At 68.5% G+C, this 19,256-nt stretch carries 17 protein-coding genes; 4 read left to right on the plus strand and 13 right to left on the minus strand.

Annotated features, from left to right (window positions below; genetic code table 11):
• Positions 1-16: 16 nt before the first annotated feature.
• The 11 genes from R9Z33_RS16785 to R9Z33_RS16835 form a co-directional block, all read right to left on the minus strand.
• Entirely contained in the window at positions 17-496 is a 480-nt protein-coding gene (locus tag R9Z33_RS16785; RefSeq protein WP_318647715.1) for a DUF411 domain-containing protein, read from the minus strand.
• A complete protein-coding gene (copM, locus tag R9Z33_RS16790; protein ID WP_318647716.1) occupies positions 493-906 on the minus strand; it encodes a CopM family metallochaperone in 414 nt (137 codons plus the stop codon). The genes R9Z33_RS16785 and copM overlap by 4 nt, the downstream gene beginning before the upstream one ends.
• Positions 907-990: 84 nt before the next feature.
• Positions 991-1,203 carry a heavy-metal-associated domain-containing protein gene (locus R9Z33_RS16795; protein ID WP_318647717.1) on the minus strand — a complete coding sequence of 71 codons (213 nt, stop codon included), beginning with the start codon at positions 1,201-1,203 and terminating at the stop codon, positions 991-993.
• Between the two features lie 76 nt (positions 1,204-1,279).
• Complete coding sequence (locus tag R9Z33_RS16800; protein ID WP_318647718.1) at positions 1,280-2,590, minus strand: ATP-binding protein; 1,311 nt, start codon at positions 2,588-2,590, stop codon at positions 1,280-1,282.
• Positions 2,587-3,339: a response regulator transcription factor gene (locus R9Z33_RS16805; protein WP_318647719.1), complete on the minus strand. Its 753-nt coding sequence runs from the start codon at positions 3,337-3,339 to the stop codon at positions 2,587-2,589. The genes R9Z33_RS16800 and R9Z33_RS16805 overlap by 4 nt, the downstream gene beginning before the upstream one ends.
• 17 nt (positions 3,340-3,356) lie before the next feature.
• A complete protein-coding gene (locus tag R9Z33_RS16810) occupies positions 3,357-3,740 on the minus strand; it encodes a hypothetical protein (protein WP_318647720.1) in 384 nt (127 codons plus the stop codon).
• 16 nt (positions 3,741-3,756) lie between these two features.
• A complete protein-coding gene (locus tag R9Z33_RS16815; RefSeq protein ID WP_318647721.1) occupies positions 3,757-6,909 on the minus strand; it encodes an efflux RND transporter permease subunit in 3,153 nt (1,050 codons plus the stop codon).
• Positions 6,910-6,912: 3 nt separating this feature from the next.
• Complete coding sequence (locus tag R9Z33_RS16820; protein WP_318647722.1) at positions 6,913-8,580, minus strand: efflux RND transporter periplasmic adaptor subunit; 1,668 nt, start codon at positions 8,578-8,580, stop codon at positions 6,913-6,915.
• A 20-nt stretch (positions 8,581-8,600) separates the two neighbouring features.
• Entirely contained in the window at positions 8,601-9,884 is a 1,284-nt protein-coding gene (locus R9Z33_RS16825; RefSeq protein ID WP_318647723.1) for a TolC family protein, read from the minus strand.
• A complete protein-coding gene (locus R9Z33_RS16830) occupies positions 9,877-11,307 on the minus strand; it encodes a multicopper oxidase family protein (protein WP_318647724.1) in 1,431 nt (476 codons plus the stop codon). The genes R9Z33_RS16825 and R9Z33_RS16830 overlap by 8 nt, the downstream gene beginning before the upstream one ends.
• Positions 11,308-11,370: 63 nt before the next feature.
• On the minus strand, positions 11,371-11,709 hold the full coding sequence (locus R9Z33_RS16835; protein WP_318647725.1) for a hypothetical protein: 339 nt from the start codon (positions 11,707-11,709) through the stop codon (positions 11,371-11,373).
• A 280-nt stretch (positions 11,710-11,989) separates the two neighbouring features.
• On the opposite strand from R9Z33_RS16835, the gene R9Z33_RS16840 reads away from it, so the two are divergent.
• The 4 genes from R9Z33_RS16840 to R9Z33_RS16855 all read left to right on the plus strand — a co-directional run bounded on the left by R9Z33_RS16840 (position 11,990) and on the right by R9Z33_RS16855 (position 16,987).
• Complete coding sequence (locus tag R9Z33_RS16840) at positions 11,990-12,964, plus strand: site-specific integrase (protein WP_318647726.1); 975 nt, start codon at positions 11,990-11,992, stop codon at positions 12,962-12,964.
• A gap of 564 nt (positions 12,965-13,528) precedes the next feature.
• On the plus strand, positions 13,529-14,434 hold the full coding sequence (locus R9Z33_RS16845) for a LysR family transcriptional regulator (protein WP_318647727.1): 906 nt from the start codon (positions 13,529-13,531) through the stop codon (positions 14,432-14,434).
• Between the two features lie 79 nt (positions 14,435-14,513).
• Complete coding sequence (locus R9Z33_RS16850; RefSeq protein ID WP_318647728.1) at positions 14,514-15,374, plus strand: TauD/TfdA dioxygenase family protein; 861 nt, start codon at positions 14,514-14,516, stop codon at positions 15,372-15,374.
• Positions 15,371-16,987, plus strand: a complete 1,617-nt coding sequence (locus R9Z33_RS16855; protein WP_318647729.1) for a GMC family oxidoreductase — start codon at positions 15,371-15,373, stop codon at positions 16,985-16,987. The genes R9Z33_RS16850 and R9Z33_RS16855 overlap by 4 nt, the downstream gene beginning before the upstream one ends.
• A gap of 738 nt (positions 16,988-17,725) precedes the next feature.
• On the opposite strand, the gene R9Z33_RS24770 is transcribed toward R9Z33_RS16855, so the two are convergent.
• Together R9Z33_RS24770 and R9Z33_RS16860 are read right to left on the minus strand one after the other, a co-directional pair.
• A complete protein-coding gene (locus tag R9Z33_RS24770) occupies positions 17,726-17,923 on the minus strand; it encodes an integrase core domain-containing protein (protein ID WP_404830687.1) in 198 nt (65 codons plus the stop codon).
• A 341-nt stretch (positions 17,924-18,264) separates the two neighbouring features.
• Positions 18,265-19,245 carry a Bug family tripartite tricarboxylate transporter substrate binding protein gene (locus tag R9Z33_RS16860; RefSeq protein WP_318647730.1) on the minus strand — a complete coding sequence of 327 codons (981 nt, stop codon included), beginning with the start codon at positions 19,243-19,245 and terminating at the stop codon, positions 18,265-18,267.
• Between the last annotated feature and the right edge of the window lie 11 nt (positions 19,246-19,256).

The following is a 19,256-nucleotide window of genomic DNA, read 5'->3' on the forward strand; positions in this document are numbered from 1 at the left end:
TTTTCCTTGTTCGTTGTCAGACGGCGCGGGCGCCGGTGAAACGCATGAAGGGCCGCTGCCTGCCGTCAGTGGTCCAGGCAATCACGTCGTAGGTCTCGGGCTCACGCCCGGGCATTTCCATGCCGGGCGAGCCGATTGGCATGGCAGGCACCGCAAGGCCGATCACGCCGGCGGGGCGCTCGGAGAGCGCGCGACGGATCGAAAAGGCCGGCACGTGGCCCTCCAGCGCCAGGCCAGCGACACGGCCGGCATGGCACGAGAGCAGATCGGCCGGCGTCCCCAGCATCCGGCGGAATGGCGCGACGGAGGGAACGACGCGATCTGTAACCCCGAACCCTTCGGTACGCAGATGCTCGACCCAGGCGGCGCAACAGCCGCAGTGGGGGTCACGCCAAACCTCAACATGCTCTTGCCGCTGGGCCACCGCTGGCGCCGCCAGAAGCGCCGCAGTGGCGGAAAACATGCAGCGGCGCTTCATGGCGGCGTAGTCGCTCATCGCACAGGCAGCCGGGCCACGATCGCACGCATTTGCGCGATCTCACGCTCCTGATCCCGAATGATGCTTTCGGCCAGCGCCCGTACTTCCGGGTCGCGTCCAAACTCCAGCGCGACGCGAGCCATGTCGATGGCACCTTGATGGTGCGGGATCATGCTGGCGGCGAAGTCGCGGTCGGCGTTGCCGGTAAAGGTGATCGCCATGTCACGGTGCATCTTGTCGTTCACCGCCATGAACGCCCGCGTTGACGCCGACGCATTAGCGGGCGCGGCGGCGCCATGATTGTGGCCGGCCTGCGGCTGCGCGGCACCATGGCCTGGCCCGTGATGCGGCATTTGGGCCACGGCAAAGCCGGCACCCCCAGCGAGCGCGAGACCAAGGGCGGCAACAATCAGGGTGGAACGGCGCATGGTGGGACCTTTCAATGGATAAAAGTAGTAAGAACGGTACGACCGCAATTGTGACGTTGCTTCTCACGCAGATGACAAATGATGTCAGGACGGTTCCGTCATCTCCTGGTCGGCAACCGGCACGGCTTGCCATCCGTCGCGGCGCAGCTTTGCCAGCACGGGCGCCGCGTCTGGGACGTCCAGGCTGGTTTCCCGGCGCTCCAGGCTGATTTCCACGGTGACACCGGGTGCGACCTCGCTCAAACTGGCGCGAACGCCCTTGGCACAGCCGCCGCAGTGCATGTTGGCAATCGTCATGTGAAGCATGATGCCAGCCCTCCTTGGCTGCAGGACTGGAGGTGGTGTTTGCTATTATGGGAAGGTCAAGGCCTGCCTATCGCCCGACGCCTTGTTGGCGCGGCAGGGCAATGCGCACCGCCAATCCACCCTGGTCTGCATGGCCCAGTTCGATCGTGCCGCCGCTCGCCTCGGCAAAGCGTTGCGCGATGGACAGCCCTAATCCGCTCCCGCCGGCACCGCGCGCCATGTCGAGTTGCTGGAACGGCGCAAGGGCGCGGGCTCGGTCATCAGGCGCGATCCCTGGCCCGCCATCGCTCACATCCACCACCAGGGCGTCGCGCTCGATCTGAACGGTCAGGCGCACCGGCGGCGCGCCGTGCCGCACGGCATTGTCCACGAGGTTGGAAAAGGCGCGCTTCGCCGCCACGCGCCGCAGCGGCAACACGGCGCGGGCCGGTCCGTCATAAATCACGTCATGCCCGGCATCGGATGCGTCCGAGGCTAGCGTCAGCAGGATGGCAGCGAGGTCCGTCGGCACGACCGGCTCGCCGTCGCGCCCCTCGCGGATGTAGTCCAGGGTGCGTGCAACCATGGCTTCCATCTCGGCGATGTCCGCCTCCATCCGCGCCCGGTCCTCGCCTTCGGGGAGGAAGCCCGCGCGCAGCCGCAGGCGCGCAAGCGGGGTGCGCAGATCATGGCTCACCGCCGCCAGCGCCTCGGTCCGGTCCTCCACCAGGCGGCGGATGCGGCCCTGCATGGCGTTGAAGGCGAGGGCCGCATGACGCACCTCGACCGGCCCCTCCGTCGCTAGGGGGCGCGCCGCCAGATCATGGCCGATGCCATCGGCGGCATCGGCCAAGCGCCGCAGCGGGCGCGTGATCCAGCGCACCACCAGCACCGAGACGATGCCAATTCCCAGCGCCATCGCGACCATCGAGACAATGGCGCCGCGCTCCATCGGGTTTGCCGGTGCCGCAAGCCAGCTCGCGCCGAAAACGACCCAGCCAGCGCCATCCGGGAGAGGAATGGCCCCCATGACGCGGTGCCCGGGCTCGGCCTTGGGGTCCCAGGACAGCCTGGCACCGGCGCCAAGCCGCGCGGCCGCCTCCGCGAGAGATGGCGGGGGCTCGCCCTCGGGCACCGGCGGAATGCGGTCCCAATGCAGTTCCACGCCGGGCAGCGACAAGGCATGCGCGGCGGCGTCGCGCGCTGCCTCCGGCACGGCCGCCACCGTTACGGCAGCGGCAGAGAGGCGCTCGGCGAGGCGCTCCAGCCGCGCGCCGCTCTCGGCGCCGTGCAGCGCCCGCTCGTGCACGATCATGGACCCAACGTGCAGCAAGGTCAGGCCACCCAGCATCAGCAGCGTGATCCGCCCCGCCAGCGAACGCGGCCAAGGCACCTTCACGCGCGCGCCACGTCGGCCACGAAGACGTAGCCGGCGCCGCGCACGGTCTTGATCAGCGGCGGGCTGCTGTCGTCAGGCTCGATTTTGCGGCGCAGCCGGCCCACCTGCACATCCACCGTACGATCAAAAGGGTCCACGCCGACGCGCCGCTTCGCCACTTCCAGCAGCTGCTCGCGCGACAGCACACGCTGCGGATGTTCCAGAAATGCTATCAAAAGATCGTACTCGGCGCCGGAGAGATCCACCACGGCACCCTCTGGTGAAGTGAGCTCACGTCGTGCCGTGTCCAAAACCCAGCCAGCAAAGGTAAGGCGGCGGGACCTGGATTCGGCATTGGTCTCTCCCGGGGCGGTGCGGCGTAATAGGGCGCGCACGCGCGCCACCAGCTCGCGCGGTGAGAAAGGCTTCGCCACATAGTCATCGGCACCGAGTTCCAGGCCCAGCACGCGATCCATCTCCTCGCCGCGCGCCGTCAGCATCATCACCGGCATGCGGGACCGCTCGCGCAGGCGGCGCAGCAGGTCGAGCCCGGAGACGCCTGGCAGCATCACATCGAGCAAAAGGATGTCGGGCGGGGCCGCTGGCCCGTCGAGCATTTCCCACATCTCGCGACCGTCCCGCGCGCCGGAAACTCGGAACCCCGCCTCGCGCAGCAGCCGCGTGACCAGATTGCGCATCTCGCCATCATCCTCAACGACCAGGACATGGGCTTCAGGGGCGAGCAACCGGCGTTCGGCGGGGTCAAGCATGGGCGGACAATCCTGGGTTATTCGATCGGCGTGAAGCGGGCCTGACGCTGTGGCTGGCCCGGCAGCGTCAGTGTGGCGACGACGCGCATAGCGCGGTCAGCGCGAAAATCGCCGCGCGCGACCAGAAAGGCGCCACCATCGCCCAGCGCCAGGGGAAGGGTCTGCGACCTGCCCTGCGCCAACACGACGACGCTGCCGCTGGCACCCGCCGCCGTCACCGGGTGATCGTGGGCGTCGAGCACCCAGACCCGGATCTCACCATCTCGCGCCAGCACCTCCACATGACGATCGCCTATTTCGCCAATGACGCCACCGTTGACGCCGCGGCCCCCGCCATGGGCAAGGGCCTGCCCGGTAGAGACCGCGAGGAAGGCGAGGAGAAGAAGCCAACGATGGGTCATGATGATCCTCATAAGGTCAGAAGGTTTCGAGAGCCGTACGTTGCTGTCCGGCGACCGCCTTGCGCTCCGCCGCCTCGGCCCGCAACCGCTCCAACGCGGGCCGCCCGAAGCGGTGGAACAGGATGGGCGTGACGAACGCGTCGAGCAGCGTGGCCGAGACCAGCCCGCCCAGGATGGTGACGGCCACCGGGTGCAGGATCTCCTTGCCTGGCGCATCGGCGCCGATGGCCAGCGGGATCAGGGCGAGGCCGGCAGCGAGCGCCGTCATCAGCACCGGCGTCAGGCGCTCTGCGCTGCCGCGCAGCACCAGCGCCAGTCCCCATCGCTCACCCTCATGGAGGGCGAGGTTGAGGTAATGGCTGACCTTGAGGATGCCGTTGCGCGTCGTGATGCCGGTCAGCGTCACGAAGCCCACCATGGTCGCGACCGAGAGGGGCTGGCCGGCGATCCACAGCGCGGCCACGGCGCCGATCAGCGCGAGCGGCACGTTGCCCATGATGATGGCGGCCAGCATGGCCGAGCGGTAGCGCGAGTACAGCACGACGAAGATGAGCGAGAGGGAAATCAGGGCCAGGACGCCAATGGTCTGCATCGCCTCCTCCTGCGCCTGAAAGGTACCCTCGAGGCTGGTCGTGTAGCCCGGCGGAAGGGCCATGCGGGCGACCTCCTCCCGGATAGCGGCGACCACGGCGGCCATGTCGGCGCCGGGCGTAGTGTTGGCCAGCACCACCATGCGGCGGCGGGCGCCCTCGCGCAGGATCTGGTTAGGGCCGTCGGACTCCTCGACGGTGGCAAGCATGCGGAGCGGCACGCGGCCGCCCGGCGTCTCGACGAGGGCTTCCGCTAGCCGCGCCGTGGTGCGGTCGGCGTCGGAGAGGCGCATCACCACGTCGAAGCGGCGCGGGCCGTCCATGATCTGGCTGATGATTGTCCCGCCCGTCAGTGACTGCAGGGTCTCGGTCAGCGACGCGGCGGAGACGCCGTAGAGCGCCGCGCGTTCGTGGTCCACCGCGATACGCAGCTGCGGCACCCGCACCTGCCGTTCAAGCTGGAGGTCGGCTAGGCCAGGCACATTGGCGGCGAGGCGCGAGCGCAGCGTTTCCGACAGCGTCCGCAGCGTGTCGAGGTCGTCGCCGAACACCTTCAGCGCGATCTGCGCCCGCACGCCGGAGAGCATGTGGTCCAGCCGGTGCGAGATCGGCTGGCCGAGGTTGATCGCGGCCGGCAGGGCTGAAAGCCGGCTGCGGATGTCCGCCAGCACTTCGGCGCGCGGCCTGCCGCTTTCGCGCAGGTCGAGGTCGAGTTCGGAGGTATGGACGCCCTCGGCATGTTCATCCAGCTCGGCGCGGCCGGTGCGGCGGCCCACGCCCTTTACCTCAGGCACGGCCATGACGAGCCGCTCGGCGACGGTGCCCAAGGCATCGGACTGCGCCAGCGAGATGCCGGGCTGGTAGGTCAGGCCGATGACGATGGTGCCCTCGTTGAAGGCGGGCAGGAAGGCGCGCGGAAGATACACGGCGGAAACGCCGGCCACCGCCACACCCGCCGCGGCAAGTCCCAGCACAAGGGAGCGGTGGCCGAAGCCCCAGCGCAGTGCGCGATCATTGCCGGCCTTGAGCTTGCGCACCAGCCATCCGTCGCCATGCGCCATGCGCTTCATGCGCGGCAGCAGATAGTAGCACAGCACGGGCGTCACCGTGATGGAGACCAGCAAGGAACACAGGATGGAGACGATGTAGGCAATGCCGAGCGGCGCGAAGAGCCGCCCCTCTATGCCTGACAGGGCGAAGAGCGGCAGGAACACCAGGACGATGATCAGGGTGGCGTAGACGATACCCGAGCGAACCTCGGAGCTCGCGGCGGCGATCACATGCAGCGCGGAATCGGGGACGGCCTTGTCCCGGTTCTCGCGCAGCCTGCGGAAGATGTTCTCCACGTCCACCACCGCGTCGTCCACCAGTTCCCCCACGGCAATGGCAATACCGCCGAGCGTCATGGTGTTGATCGACAGGCCGAAGGCCGCGAAGAGAATTGCCGTAAGCAGGATCGAGAGCGGGATCGCGGTGAGCGAGATGAAGGTTGTGCGCACGTTCAACAGGAAGGCGAACAACACGATCGCGACGACGATGAACGCCTCCGCCAGCACTTGCTGGAGGTTGGCGATGCTCTGCTCGATGAAGCCGGCCTGCCGGAATTTGATGCGGTCGGCGACCACGCCGCGCGGCATGCCGCGCTGCAGTTCGGCCAGCGCCGCCTCGACGGCGCGGGTGAGGCGGATGGTATCGGCGCCAGGCTGCTTGCCGATGCCCAGGATCACCGCCGGTGCGCCATCCACCCCGGCATCGCCGCGCTTGAAGCGGGCACCGAACTCGACCGTCGCCACCTGGCGCAGCGCGATGGGCTGGCCTTCGCGGAAGCCCACGGTCGCGTTGCGGAGATCCTCCAGCGAGGTGGTGCGGCCGATGTTGCGGATCAGGAACTCGCGCCCCGCCTGGTCGACATAGCCGCCGCCGGCATTGACGCCGAACTGGCGCAGGGCTGCCACCATCTGCTCATGCGTCAGGTCCAGCGCATGCAGCCGCTCCATGTCGGGCATGACGCGGAACTGCCGCACCTCGCCGCCGATGGGGATCACCTGGCTGATCCCGGGAATGGTCAGCAGTCGCGGCCGCATCACCCAATCGGCGATCTCGCGCAGCTGCATCGGTGTGACGCTGCCATCGGCCGGTGCCGTCAGCGCCACCAGCATGATCTCGCCCATGATCGACGAGACGGGGGCCATGGAAGGCAGCACACGCGGCGGCAGCTGTCCCTGGATCTGGTTCAGCCGCTCGCTCACCTGCTGGCGCGCGCGCCAGATGTCCGCGCCCCAGTCGAACTCGACGAAGACGATGGACAGCCCGACAGAGGACACGGAGCGCACGCGCGTGACGCCGGGCAGACCGTTCACAGCCGTCTCAATTGGGAAGGAGACGAGCTGCTCGACCTCCTCCGGCGCGAAGCCCTCCGCCTCGGTCATCAGGGTGACGGTGGGCTTGTTCAGGTCCGGGAAGACATCCACGGGCATGCGGGTGAGCGTCCACGTGCCATAGGCGGAGACGAGCAATGCGGCGACCAGCACGAAGAGCCGGTTGCGCAGCGAGAAGCCGACGAGGGCGTTGAAGAACATGGCTCAGCGCACCTGAGCAATGAGGCCGGCGCCCTGGACGACGACGCGTCGCCCGGCCTCCAGCCCAGCCGTCACGACCACCCGCGTGCCATCCAGCGGCTGCACGCGCACCTGGCGCGGCACGAAGCGCTCGGCCGTTGCATGCTCGAACACAACGGGTGGGCCTTCGGCGGAGCGCACCACCGCATCGGCCGGCAGGACAATGCCCTGCACCTGCCGCGCGGTGCGCAACGTGACCATGACCGAGGAACCGATGGGTGAGTCCGCCGGCGGGCTTTCCACACGGAAGTTCACCGGCACGGCCTGCTGCCGCACAGTCAATCCGCGGCCCATGAACGTGAGCTCCACGGTCCGGCCATCGGCCAGCGTGGCGGTGGCGCCGGCGACGCGGTCCAGCCCCTGGCGTTCGAAGGCCAGCGCCTCCACCCAGAGACGCGAAGGATCGACGATGTCGAAGACAGAGACTTGGCTGTCCACCAGCTGCCCCACCGCGCCTCGCACGACGGAGACCACGCCGGAAACCGGCGCCACCAACGGCTCACGGCCCGATAAGGCCGGCTGGATGGCCAGGCGGCGCTGCCGCGCGCCGGCGAGCTCGGCCTGCGCCTCGGAGATTTCGCGTTCAGAGACGCTGCCGCGCAATGCAACGAGACGACGCACGCGCGCGTCGAGGATCGTGATCTGCGCATCCAGTTCCGCGGCGTTCTGCACCAGCCCGCCGCGCTCGGCCGCGCTGTAGGTCGGCAGCACGAAGGCCAGCACGTCACCGCGCTCGACGCGCTGCCCCAAGATGGGAAAGCCGCGCTCGGTGGGCTCCAGCCGCCCGGGCTGGGAGGATTGCACCCGGCCGGAGGCGTTGGGATCGGGCACCAGCGTGCCGACCATGCGGATGGAGGCCGATGCATCACCGCTGGCCGTCACCTGCGTGCGGATCGTCAGCAGGCGCTGCGAACCCTTGGGCATGAAGATCGCGCCATCCTCCAGACGGCGGGGCGCCTCGAAGGTGGAGGTCGAGCCTGGCGCCGAGCCGTGGCCAGGATCGGCCCAGGCGGGCGCGGCGAGCAGTGCGAGGCCGAGGCCCAGTGCGGCGACGTGCCGCGCGGGTGCTTCCACCGAAACGGGCTTGGTGGGCACGGGCGCCGGGGTCGTTTCATCCTCCTCCACCATCGCGGGCAGCGGCCGGCGGACGGAGCTGCGGCCCAGCAGCACGCCCACCACCAGCAGCAAGGCGCCGAGTGCCAGCTGCGTCGCGGTGCCGCGAAGCAACGCCAACGCCGAAGCCGCCGCGCCCTGGGTCGTGGCGAGTTCGGGCACATCAAGCCGCGCTGTCAGGAGGTCCATCTCCTCGCCGGCGCTCACGGTGAACACCACGTCGCGTGGCCCGGGTCGAGCCAGAAGCGGAGAGCGCACGACAAAGAGGCCGATGCCCTGCCGCTCCGCCGCCACCTCCTGGCCATCGATCGTAAGCGTCACGCTGCCATCCACTGGCGCGTTGTCGGACCAGCGATCCGCGTAGATGGTGAGCACACCACCGGGCTGCAGGACGGAGACGATTTCGAACAGATCACTGTGCGTCTCCGCGCGTGGCAGGGCGGTCGCCACAGCTGTGCTATCGTCATCATGCCCGGGATGGGCCGGGGCGGGACCCATGACGCCGAGGATCAGCGTCATGGCCAGAAAGATGTATCGGATCATTGTGGCTCCAGGCCCAGGGTCTGGTTGATGGTGGAGGCGGCGCGCCCCTGCTCGACGCGGGCGCGGCGGCGCTGCGCGTCGGCCTGGGCGATTTGCGCACGGACGCGGACGACCTCCGCGAAAGGAAGATTGCCGGCCCGGTAGGAGGCTTCACCGAGGCCCGCCTGCTCGGCCAGCGCGCGGTGACGCTGCTCGGCGAGGCCGGCGATGGCGGCGGCGTCCCCGGCCTGAGCGCGGGCGCGTGCATCGGCGCCCGCCAGGGTGCGCGCGACGGTCGCCAGCGTCGCCTCCGCCAGTGTCGCCTCCGCTCGCGCCGTGGCAATGCGTTCGTTCACCTGCGGCGCGTAGGCAAAGGGAATGCGGACGCCGATCAGGAGCCTGTCAACGTAAGGGGCGCCGGTTGCATCGCGCTCTCGGCGCCAGCCGCCGAAGACGGCAGGATTTGCACGATCCCGGACCTGCGCGAGTCGCTCCTCCGCCCGCGCCAAATCCTGCGAAGTGCGGGCCACGATGGCGGCGGGAAGGGCACGTAGGGCCGCCTCGCCCGAGGGTGGCGGGGCCGCGCGTTCGGGTTGCCCCTGCGTGGGGTTGGTGCCGGTGAGCGTGCGAAAGGCGATGGCGGCATCGCGTGCGGCACCGGCCGCGGTCGTCAACATCGCCTCGGCGTCCCGTGCGTCGGCGGCGGCCAGCAGGAGGTCGGCGCGCGGAACCTGCCCCGCGCCGACCTGGCGAGTGAGATCACGCTCCAGCGCCCGCGCCGAAGTGACCCGCGCCTGTGCCGCCTCGCGCTCGGCATTGGCCGCCGCCCAGGCCCAATAGGCCTCCCGCACGAGAGCGGCCAGGGTGATGCGCGCCTCGGCAATTCGGGCATCGAGCTGCGCCGTCTGCGCCTCCACGCTGCCGCGCAGCGCGCGCGATTCGCCCGGGAGCCATACCGGCACCTCGCCGCCGATCTCGAATTCCTGAAAGCCGGTGCGCTGCGTGAACGTGGTGGTGCGCCAGGACGGGCTGATGGAGGGCGCGGCCGGTAGAAATGCCTGCGCCCCCTGCCGACGTGCCTCGATCACCGCGCGCTGGGCGACAAGGCCGCGCAGTTCGGCATTCAACTCGATCGCCGCCTGGAAGCCGGCTCGGATATCCGCGGCATGGCCGGGCACGGCCCATGTGAGGGCCGCCGTGATCAACAGGATGTGGCGCATGTGTGGAACTCCGGACCATCCCTGTTTGCCAAACGAAGTGCGACAAGACCGCTCTGGATCATGACAAAGTGTGTCAGGCATAGCGGAGCAACGTCTCCATGCCGCGCACCTGGTGGTAGAGGTGGTGGCAATGGAACGGCCACGGCCCCGGATTTTCGGCCGTGAAGCCGATGGTCACGCGCTGCATGGGAGGCACCAGAACGGTGTCACGCAATGCGCCGGCGAGGCGGCGGCCCTCGATGGCCACGACTTGAAAGTGATGGCCGTGCAGATGCATAGGATGGGACATCATCGTGGTGTTGCGCATCTCGATCTCAAGGCGTTCGCCGCGGCGCAGCTGAATCGGGCTGCCATCGCCCATGCCCCAGCGATAGGCGGCCATATCCCCTGTCAGCGGCATGATGACCGTGCGCGAGGCGCGCGCCGGCGCTGAAGGGCCGCGGAGACGTGCCTCGAGCTCCAACCCAAGTGCAGGCGTGGCCGCGCCCATTCCATCCAGGCGCGAAATGGCCGCCCCAGGTGGCTGAAGAATCACCCCGGTACGCTCCCGTGCTCCCTCCCGACGGAAGAGGATCGGCAACGCAGCGCCGCCTTCCGGCAGGTAGAGCAGTACGTCGGCGCGCTGTGCGACGGCGAGGGGCAGTGTGGATACCCGGAGGGGTTCGGCTAGGTCTTCGCCATCCACCGCGACGAGGGTCCCCGTGACCGCGCCAAGATCAAGGTGGAAGCCAGTCGCCGACGCGCCATTGATGATCCGCAAGCGCACCCGCCCGCGCCGTTCTACGGCGATCACTTCCGGGTCGTCCAGCGTCCTGTCATTGGCGAGGTAGGCATCGAACTCGATGTCATTGATGTCCATCGCCATGCCGCCACGGCCGAGCCCGACCAGGCGACGGAGCCGGTCCACAATGCCCATGCCCCCCATGGCCGCGTGGGGCGCAGGCGCCGGCATGTGCGCCGCGCCGCCGCCATGAGGTGCCGCCTCAGCCGGGCCACCCAACAGCCGCGCCAGCAATTCGTCGGCCGGAGTGAAGCTGAAATCCTGTAGCAGGATCACGACCTCCTGCTCGTCCCGCGCATTGGTGGGCCGCACAATGAGGGGCGCCGCCATCAGGGCCTGCTTCTGGAGGCCGAGATGGCTGTGCATCCAGTGCGTTGCCGGACGGTCGAGCGGAAAGCGGAACTCCTGGCTGCTACCAGGCGGGATGGGCTCCATCGAGACGCCCGGCACGCCGTCCTGACGCCAGGGCGGCGTCGGCCCGTGCCAATGTATCCCGGTCGGCTCAGTCGTCTCGTTGACGAGGCGCACGGCGAAACCCTCGCCGGCACGGCGGGACCAGCCCGGACGGCCATTCCGGTCCACCAGCCCGAAGACGCGAGCGGAACGGCCTTTCACCTCGATCTGGCGGGTGACGGCCCGGATGATGTCCGGCTCCGTTTGGGCCAAGGCCGGCAGCGGCAGGGCGACAGCGGCCCCGGTGGCGAGGAATTGACGACGATTCATGGACGATACCTGACTGAGGTTTGGGGCGGGCTGGATTCGTATCTGCCCGCCCGGTTGGTGGCGTCAGCGGCTGCGCGCGGGAGCGTTGCTGTGATCCATCACGGGGCGCCCGTCCTCGTTGCCCACAACAGCGCCATGCGCCGGGACACCCAGGTTGCCGCGTCCCGGACCGCTGCGGACGATTGTGCCGTCCTGAGCGCCAGCGGGGTTGCTCGCAACGCCTGCCGAAGCACCCGTGTGCGACGAGGCATCCGGGCGATGGATCTCGGGCCGGCCGTCTCCGGTCGTTCCCGTCACATGCGGAACGAAGTTTCCCTCTTCCGGCCGGCCGGAAGGATCATGCGCGAATGCGCCCGTGGTGAGCATAGCGAGGGCGGCGGCGAGAATGAGTGAGGAGCGCATCGGTTGGTTCCTTGATGGAGCGCCGGATCATTCCGTGCTTCTGGAACCTGTGTGCCGGACAGATGGTGACGTTGCTTCTCCTGCACGTGACAAAGAATGTCGGGGGAGGTGACGCAGCCGGCGAGATATGTCTCACGACGGCCAGAGAAGGTTGGGTTCCGGTTCCCACCGCTGCTCCAGTCTTACCCCCTTGTATTCCTCTCAGAAAATCATCGCAGTTGACCAGCTCCACGCATCGTCGGATTCTGGCCTGTCGGGATTTTTGTCGGGAGTTTTCCGCGTGGCGGTTTACAAGCGAGAGGGAAAGAAGGGCGTCGCCTTCGTTTGCGACTTCATCGTCGCCGGGCAGCGCGTCAACCAAACCATTCCAGGGGTCCGCAACCTCAGAGAGGCAAAGGCCGCTGAGGCTCGGATGCGGGCTGAGGCTGAGGCGCGAATCAACGCGTCCGGCAATCTGGTGAAGATGAGCCTTGAGGTAGCGATGGAGCGATACGTCGCGGAACGCCTCATGCCCCGGTCCAAGCCGGCAGCGGTCGCCAATTACCTCATCTATCTCGGCATGATCCGGGACTACTTCGGACCGTCACGGCCGGTTTCCGCGATCAACAACGCGGCCTGTGCCGAATGGTGGGGCGCCCTTCTGGCCGGGCGGGGTGGCGGCAAGGGTCCCGTCAAGGCGAACACCGCGAAGCGATACCTGGGGCAGCTCAAGGCGGTTCTGGCCTTCGCCGCTGAGGCGGGCGCCGGCAACACGGTCCCGACATTTTCCCCGACAGTGGCGGATGACGCTCGGGTTCGCTGGCTAACGACAGAGGAAGAGGATGCCCTTCTGGCTGCCTCCCCTCCCTGGCTTCAAGACATGATCGTGTTCGTCATCGAGACGGGCGCTCGCAAGGGTGAGATGACGGGCCTGCGGTGGCGCGACGTGGATTTGCAGCAGCAGCCGCGCGGGATCGTGCGACTTTACTTCACGAAGGGCGGCGAGCCCCGGGGCATCCCCATGTCGAAGAGGCTTCGCGCCCTCTTGGAGCGACTGAAGGAAGGGGCGCCGGACACGCGGCCCGACACCCCCGTTTTCCAGTGGCAAGTGCGGGGGGCCGAAATTTGGGCCCCCATGGGTGACTTCAAGAAGTCTTGGGCGGCTGCGCTGAAGGCGGCCGGGATCGCGGATTTGCACTTCCACGATCTGCGGCACACCTTCGCCTCGCGCCTAGTGCAGCGGGCCGTTCCCCTGCTTCAGGTCCCCTACCTCTAACTAAAGCCATGTGCTGCGATCAGCATCTTTGACCCCAACGCCTTGGCCTGGCACGTCGGCCAGCATATAGCGCCAAGCAAGTCTGCCACGTGCCGATCCTGGTCGAGCGACTACTGTGCGGCTGGGATAAGGACTGGTCTACTCGGCTCCCGAGCAAGGCGCGGCGACGTAGCCTGGCAACGAATCGTTCATCGGCAGCCACCGCTGACAGGCGCAGGTATTCCGCGATTCTTGTGCACGGGCTGGCTATGGCGCCGGAGCAACGAGGGCCGAAACAGCCTCACTACGTGCGCGGTCGATCCTCTGTGTCTGCCGGACGAAGACTTCGATCGACGAAGCCTTGGGACCCAGCGCACTGGAACCCGCGGCTGCAGAATAATGGTGCGTCGCCCCTTGCTCAGTCTCCAAGGCTCCAGCCTAGAGACCGCCTGTACCGAGTCGCGCCTCCTCCGCCAACAGTCCGTGCGAAGGACGCTCCCAATCGCCGGACCCACGGTCCTCCTTCGTGCCGTAGAGCGTTCTACCCGGCTTCCTGCGCTGGCACAGTGGCACTAGCATCGCCGCATGGACCGGCTGACCGCTTTCCGGCTTTTCCTGCGCACCCTCGAACGCGGCGGCATCGCGGCGGCGGGACGCTCGCTCGGCTTGTCGGCAACCGCGGCGTCGCGGGCGCTGCGTGAGCTGGAGGACGACCTCGCGCTGCGGCTGTTCGACCGCACCACGCGCCATGTCGCACCGACCGAGGCGGGACGGCGCCTCGCGGCTCGCATGACGCCGCTGCTGGAAGGCCTCGACGCCGCGATGATCGAGGCGCGCGAGATGCACGAGGAAGCCAGCGGCACGCTGCGCATCGTCGCGCGGCGCTCCTATGCGCTGCGTCACGTGGTGCCGCACCTCGCCGGCTTCCGCGCGGCGCATCCGCGCGTGGAGATCGACCTGGCGCTGACCGAGCAGACCGGCCTGGTGCCGACGCACGGCGTGGACCTGGTGATCCGCCTCGGCCTGCCGGGGGGAAAGTCGTTCATCGGGCATCGCCTGGCCTCGGGTCGGCGAATCCTTTGTGCCAGCCCCGGCTACATCGCCCGGCACGGCGCCCCGGCCACGCCAGACGCTGTCCTGCACCACCCCTGCCTGACCTATCGCGAGGCGGATGAGGCGCCGGTCTGGGTCTTCACCACCGCCGAGGGCACGCGACAGGATGTCGCGGTGTCCGGCCCGTTCCGCTCCAACAGCGGGGAGGCGCTGCGCCAGGCCGCGCTGGACGGCATGGGCCTGGTGCTGCTGCCCAAATGGATGCTCCGCGAGGACGTGGACAGCGGCCGCCTGACGCCGCTGCTACCAGGACTTCCCGCCTGGCCGGAACGCTACCAGGCCGAGATTCATGCCGTGCACCTGCGCGCCGACCGCGTGCCGGCCAAGATCGCCGCCTTCGTGGCGTATCTGCGCGCCGTCGCGGATCCTGCCGCCTGACAGCAGGGTGTTTTGCGAAGATGCCGGCTGGCGCGGCACCGCGGCGCGGCGCCATTCTGGACGCAGCAGGAGACGCCCCATGATCGAGACAACCCCGCTCACCCCCATCCTCGGCGCCCGCATCACCGGCATCGACATCGCCCGCGGCGTGGACGCGGCGCGGATGGTCGAGTTGCGGGACGCGCTCGATCGCTTCTCGGTGCTGGTCTTTCCCGACCAGCGGATCGACGACGCAGCGCAGATCGCCTTCAGCGAGGGGTTCGGGCCGCTGGAACGCACCCGCGCCGGCGCCCCCGGGGCGGGCAGCCCGGTGATCATCCTGTCCAATGTCGGCCCGGACGGCGCGATCACGGCGCCCACCGACACGCAGGTGCTGAACAACAAGGCGAACCGGCTCTGGCACCATGATTCGTCGTTCAAGCCTGTGCCGGCGCGCGCCTCGCTGCTGTCGGCGCGGGAGATTCCCTCGGCCGGCGGCGACACCGAATTCGCCTCCATGCGCGCGGCCTTCGCCGCACTCGACCCGGCCGAGCAGGACGCCTTGCGCGGTCGCGTCGCGATCCACGATTTCGGCTGGTCGCGCAGCCGCGTCGATCCCGCGCTGGTGACCGAGGCCGAGCGCCGCCAGCACCCCCCGGTGCGCCAGGCGCTGGTGCTCGAGGAGAACCCGCATGGCCCGGCGCTCTATCTCGGCGCGCATGCCCGCAGCATCGAGGGGATGGACGAGGCGGAGTCCCGCGCGCTGATCGACCGGCTGATGGCGCTGGCGACGCAGCCGGCCTTCACCTACGCGCACACGTGGCGCCCACATGACTTGGTCATGTGGGACAACCGCGCCGTGCTGCATCGGGCCACGCCCTTCGCGACGACGACAGAACGCCGCACCATGGTGCGCACCTGCGTCGCCGGCAGCGCACCGACCCTCGCTGCGGCGGCATGACGGCCGAGCGCTTCGAGGGCGACTGGGACCACATCATCGTCGGCGCCGGCAGCGCGGGCTGCGTGCTGGCCAACCGCCTCTCGGCCGATCCGCGCCGCCGCGTGCTGCTGATGGAAGCGGGCGGCGAGGCGCGACACCCCTACCTCCATGTGCCGGCCGGCTTCCTGAAGACCTTCCGCGATCCGCGCTTCAACTGGAATTTTGCCACCGAACCCGGCCCCGGCGTGAACGGGCGCACGATCCATACGCCGCGCGGGCGCGTGCTGGGCGGTTCCTCGGCGATCAACGGGCATCTCTGGGTGCGCGGATCGGCGCGGGATTTCGACGACTGGGCGCAGGCGGGCTGCCGCGGCTGGTCGCATGCGGATGTGCTGCCGCATTTCCGCAGCCTCGAGGACTACCGCGACGACGCGCATCGCGGCGCCGGCGGGCCGCAGCATATCTCGGACATCCCCGCGCTGCATCCGATCGTGGCGGACTTCCTCGAGGGCGGCGCCGAATGCGGCCTGGCGCGCAACCCGGACTACAACGGCGCGGCGCAGGAGGGCGTCTTCACCTACCAGCGCAGCATCCGCCGCGGCCGCCGCTTCAGCGCGGCGAGCGCCTTCCTCGCCCCGGTGCGCCACCGCGCCAACCTGCGCGTCGTTACCGGTGCGCAGGTGCTGCGCATCGAGACGGCCGCGGGCCGCGCCATCGGCATCACCTTCACCCGCGACGGCCAGACCCTGACGGCGCATGCGGCCGGAGACATCGTGCTCGCCGCGGGGGCGATCGGCTCGCCGCAGCTGTTGCAGGTCTCGGGCCTCGGCCCGGCGGCGCTGTCGCATGCGCTGGGCGTGCCGGTCATCGCCGACAATCCCGGTGTCGGGGAGAACCTCCAGGACCACTACGCCATGCGCGTGGTCCATCGCGTCACCCGCCCGGTGACGCTGAACGAACAGGCGCGCCCGCCGCGCCTGTGGTGGGAGATGGCGCGCTGGCTGCTCACGCGCCGCGGCATGCTCGCCTACAGCCCCGCCCATGCCGGCGCCTTCGTCCGGTCGCGCGACACGCTGGAGGAGCCCGACCTGCAATTCGTCTTCACCCCTGCCTCCTACTCCGAGGAAGGCGTGACGGGGCAGCTGCAGGACGTGCCGGGCATGACCATCGGCGTCTGGCAGTGTCGGCCGGAAAGCCGGGGTTCCGTGCGCGCCACCGGCGCCGATCCGCGCCAGGCACCGGCGATCCAGCCGAACTACCTGATGGCGCCGGAAGATCGCGCGGCGGCCGTCGCGGGGCTGCGGGTCGCACGCCGGCTCATGGGCACGCGCGCCCTCGCGCCGTGGTCGGCGGAAGAGACCGCGCCTGGACCCGCGCAGGTCAGCGACGATGCGCTGCTCGCCTATGCGCAGGCGAAGGGATCGACCGTCTATCACCTGTGCGGCACCTGCCGCATGGGCAGCGACGGCGCACCCGTGACGCCGGAGCTTCGCGTGCGCGGCATCGACGCGCTGCGCGTGGCCGATGCCTCGGTGATGCCGCGGATCGTCTCAGCCAATACGAATGCCACGACGATGATGATCGCCGTGAAGGCCGCTGCGATGATTCTTGGTCAGCCCGCCACGACGCCCTAGGTCGGGCGGGCGCCGCGTTCACGACGGAGGCGCATTAGCGGGGTGCGCGGTCTGGCCGTGCCCTGCTTGATCAGGCGTCCGAAGCCCGGTGGTCGTCTCGGGCGGTGCCATCACCCGAGCAACACCCAGAGAGAGTTGTCTCTCCGGTTCCCACCGCTGCTCCAGTCGTACCCTCGAGAAGTCACCAAATTACAGCACCCAGCCTATAGTCACTTTGTGCGGCTATTGTTCTTTGGGGCCGGATTGGGGGCCGTCGTGATTTGGCTGCCCACGAACTTGGCCGAACGTCGACGAACAAAGCGCAGCCAAGGAGCTAGCGAGATGCCAGATCACAGGACACTTTAAGGCGTCCCTGCCGATTCCCACCGTCGCAGCACGCGGTGCTGCTATTGCGTCAAGCCAGATAGCCGCTGTCAGCCGACTGCGAGGTGCCCGCCAGCATCACCGTGCTGCCGCTGCCTGCGAAGTACTCAGAGTTGAATGTGACGGACGACGTTTGGGTGTTCATAGGCGACAACTGGCTATCCAACAGAATCTTCACTGATCACGACCACCTGGGCAGGCCATGCTGCTTCTGCTGGAACCGCGTGATCGAGCAGCCCTTGCGCATCATGTCCATCGGACTGCCCGGCCGGGTCCACCGATGCTGATCGGCAGGATTTGGTTTTATTCCTCAAGGCGCTGATTACTTTTGCGCGACAGGGTGACCAACCCCCAACATATGATCCATGCGCAGTTTTAGTGGTCCATCGCGACCCGAACTGCTCTTGAGCGGGACTGCGCCCTGGACATCGGCACCGCCTCTCGCATCGGCGGGCGGAAGCCCAGCGATGAATGCGGCCGGAGCCGACTACAGTGCCGGCACGAGTCCTCGATCAGCGCCAGGGCTTCCCTTAGCGTGTTGAACACCTCGCCGTTCGCCAGTTCGCCGCGCAGCTTGTCGTTGCGCTATTCGACACACCGGTTCTCCCACTGGCTCGCCTTCTCGATATAGGCGGAGCGTGCACCAACACCGGCGATCCACGCCTTCACCGCCTCGGCAATGAACTCTGGCCCCTGGGTGCGGGCGCATTAGTGCGGGCGTCCCGTGCGTGAGGAACAACTCTGCCAGCATATCGATCACATCTGACGAGGTCAGCCTCCGCGCCAGACGGATCGCAAGCGCTTCGCGCGTGAACTCACCCACCACGCACGGCATCCGGAACTTCCAGGCGCGTCTGGATGGCGCCCGCTCGCATCGATGTAGCGTATGCGCCTCTTCCGTACGCCTATCTCCCTTACTCAGGCTGGTAGCTAACGCTGCGCAGAAGCTCGGTCGCACGGTTGATCTCCCCGGCGATAAAGCGCCGCGTCTCCTCGATGGTCTCCGTCACAGGTTCGAGGATTTGGCTCTTCAGCCGCTCCACGATGGCGGGCTCGCGCATCGTCTCCTGCATCAGGGCGTTCACGCGCTGGTTGATCTCGGCCGGTGTGCCCTTCGGGGCCCAGACTCCATACCACGACTGGAACTGGTAGCCGGGCAGGCCTGCCTCCCCCATGGTCGGTACGTCAGGGGCCAGGCTCGAGCGTCCTGCCGTCGCGATCCCAAGCGCGCGCACGCGGCCGTCGGCTGCCGCCGGCAGAAGTGCGAAGCTCGGGTCAATAAGAAGCTGCGCATTCCCGCCCATCAGATCGGTCAGTGCGGGCTGGGTACCACGATAGGTCACGGTATCGATCTGTACACCGCTGCGGCGCAGGAACTCGATAGTTGCCAGATGACCGGCCGAACCAAGCGAGGACAGTGCGAAATTCCATTCGCGCGGCCGCTCCTTCGCGGCCGCGATCACCTCGGCCAGTGTGCGCTGCGGGCGCTGAGCGCTCATCACCATGACCAACGGCGCCGCCGCCGTGCGGGCCATCACCTCAAGATCGCGCTGCGGATCAAAATTCGCACCGCGCAGCACCAGTGGCATCACTGCCGTGTTGAAGGCCGAGGCAAGCAGCGTGTAGCCATCGGGGGCCGCCTGGAGAACGGCATTGGTGCCGATCAGTCCGGCGCCGCCGGTCCGGTTCTCGACCACCGCGGTCGCACCCAGTTTTTCTTGCAAGCGCGCCGCCGTCAGCCGCGCCAACGCGTCATTTGCCGCACCCGGCGGCCAGGGACAGATGACGCGGATCGGCCGGCCGCGCGGCCAGGCATCCTGCGCCTGCACAGCGGGGGCCGCCAGCAGCCCGAGGGTGCCGGCGGCGGCACTGGCCAGAAGGTGACGACGATTCATGGTTTGCTTCC

The organism is Sediminicoccus rosea (assembly GCF_033547095.1).
GTDB lineage: Bacteria > Pseudomonadota > Alphaproteobacteria > Acetobacterales > Acetobacteraceae > Roseococcus > Roseococcus rosea.

What these genes read in the sequence shown, in the direction of transcription:
- R9Z33_RS16785 (WP_318647715.1), bottom strand. Translation starts at nt 496, where the DNA reads ATGAGCGACTACGCCGCCATGAAGCGCCGCTGCATGTTTTCCGCCACT.
- copM (WP_318647716.1), bottom strand. Translation starts at nt 906, where the DNA reads ATGCGCCGTTCCACCCTGATTGTTGCCGCCCTTGGTCTCGCGCTCGCT.
- R9Z33_RS16795 (WP_318647717.1), bottom strand. Translation starts at nt 1,203, where the DNA reads ATGACGATTGCCAACATGCACTGCGGCGGCTGTGCCAAGGGCGTTCGC.
- R9Z33_RS16805 (WP_318647719.1), bottom strand. Translation starts at nt 3,339, where the DNA reads ATGCTTGACCCCGCCGAACGCCGGTTGCTCGCCCCTGAAGCCCATGTC.
- R9Z33_RS16810 (WP_318647720.1), bottom strand. Translation starts at nt 3,740, where the DNA reads ATGACCCATCGTTGGCTTCTTCTCCTCGCCTTCCTCGCGGTCTCTACC.
- R9Z33_RS16815 (WP_318647721.1), bottom strand. Translation starts at nt 6,909, where the DNA reads ATGTTCTTCAACGCCCTCGTCGGCTTCTCGCTGCGCAACCGGCTCTTC.
- R9Z33_RS16820 (WP_318647722.1), bottom strand. Translation starts at nt 8,580, where the DNA reads ATGACGCTGATCCTCGGCGTCATGGGTCCCGCCCCGGCCCATCCCGGG.
- R9Z33_RS16825 (WP_318647723.1), bottom strand. Translation starts at nt 9,884, where the DNA reads ATGCCTGACACACTTTGTCATGATCCAGAGCGGTCTTGTCGCACTTCG.
- R9Z33_RS16830 (WP_318647724.1), bottom strand. Translation starts at nt 11,307, where the DNA reads ATGAATCGTCGTCAATTCCTCGCCACCGGGGCCGCTGTCGCCCTGCCG.
- R9Z33_RS16835 (WP_318647725.1), bottom strand. Translation starts at nt 11,709, where the DNA reads ATGCGCTCCTCACTCATTCTCGCCGCCGCCCTCGCTATGCTCACCACG.
- R9Z33_RS16845 (WP_318647727.1), top strand. Translation starts at nt 13,529, where the DNA reads ATGGACCGGCTGACCGCTTTCCGGCTTTTCCTGCGCACCCTCGAACGC.
- R9Z33_RS16850 (WP_318647728.1), top strand. Translation starts at nt 14,514, where the DNA reads ATGATCGAGACAACCCCGCTCACCCCCATCCTCGGCGCCCGCATCACC.
- R9Z33_RS16855 (WP_318647729.1), top strand. Translation starts at nt 15,371, where the DNA reads ATGACGGCCGAGCGCTTCGAGGGCGACTGGGACCACATCATCGTCGGC.
- R9Z33_RS16860 (WP_318647730.1), bottom strand. Translation starts at nt 19,245, where the DNA reads ATGAATCGTCGTCACCTTCTGGCCAGTGCCGCCGCCGGCACCCTCGGG.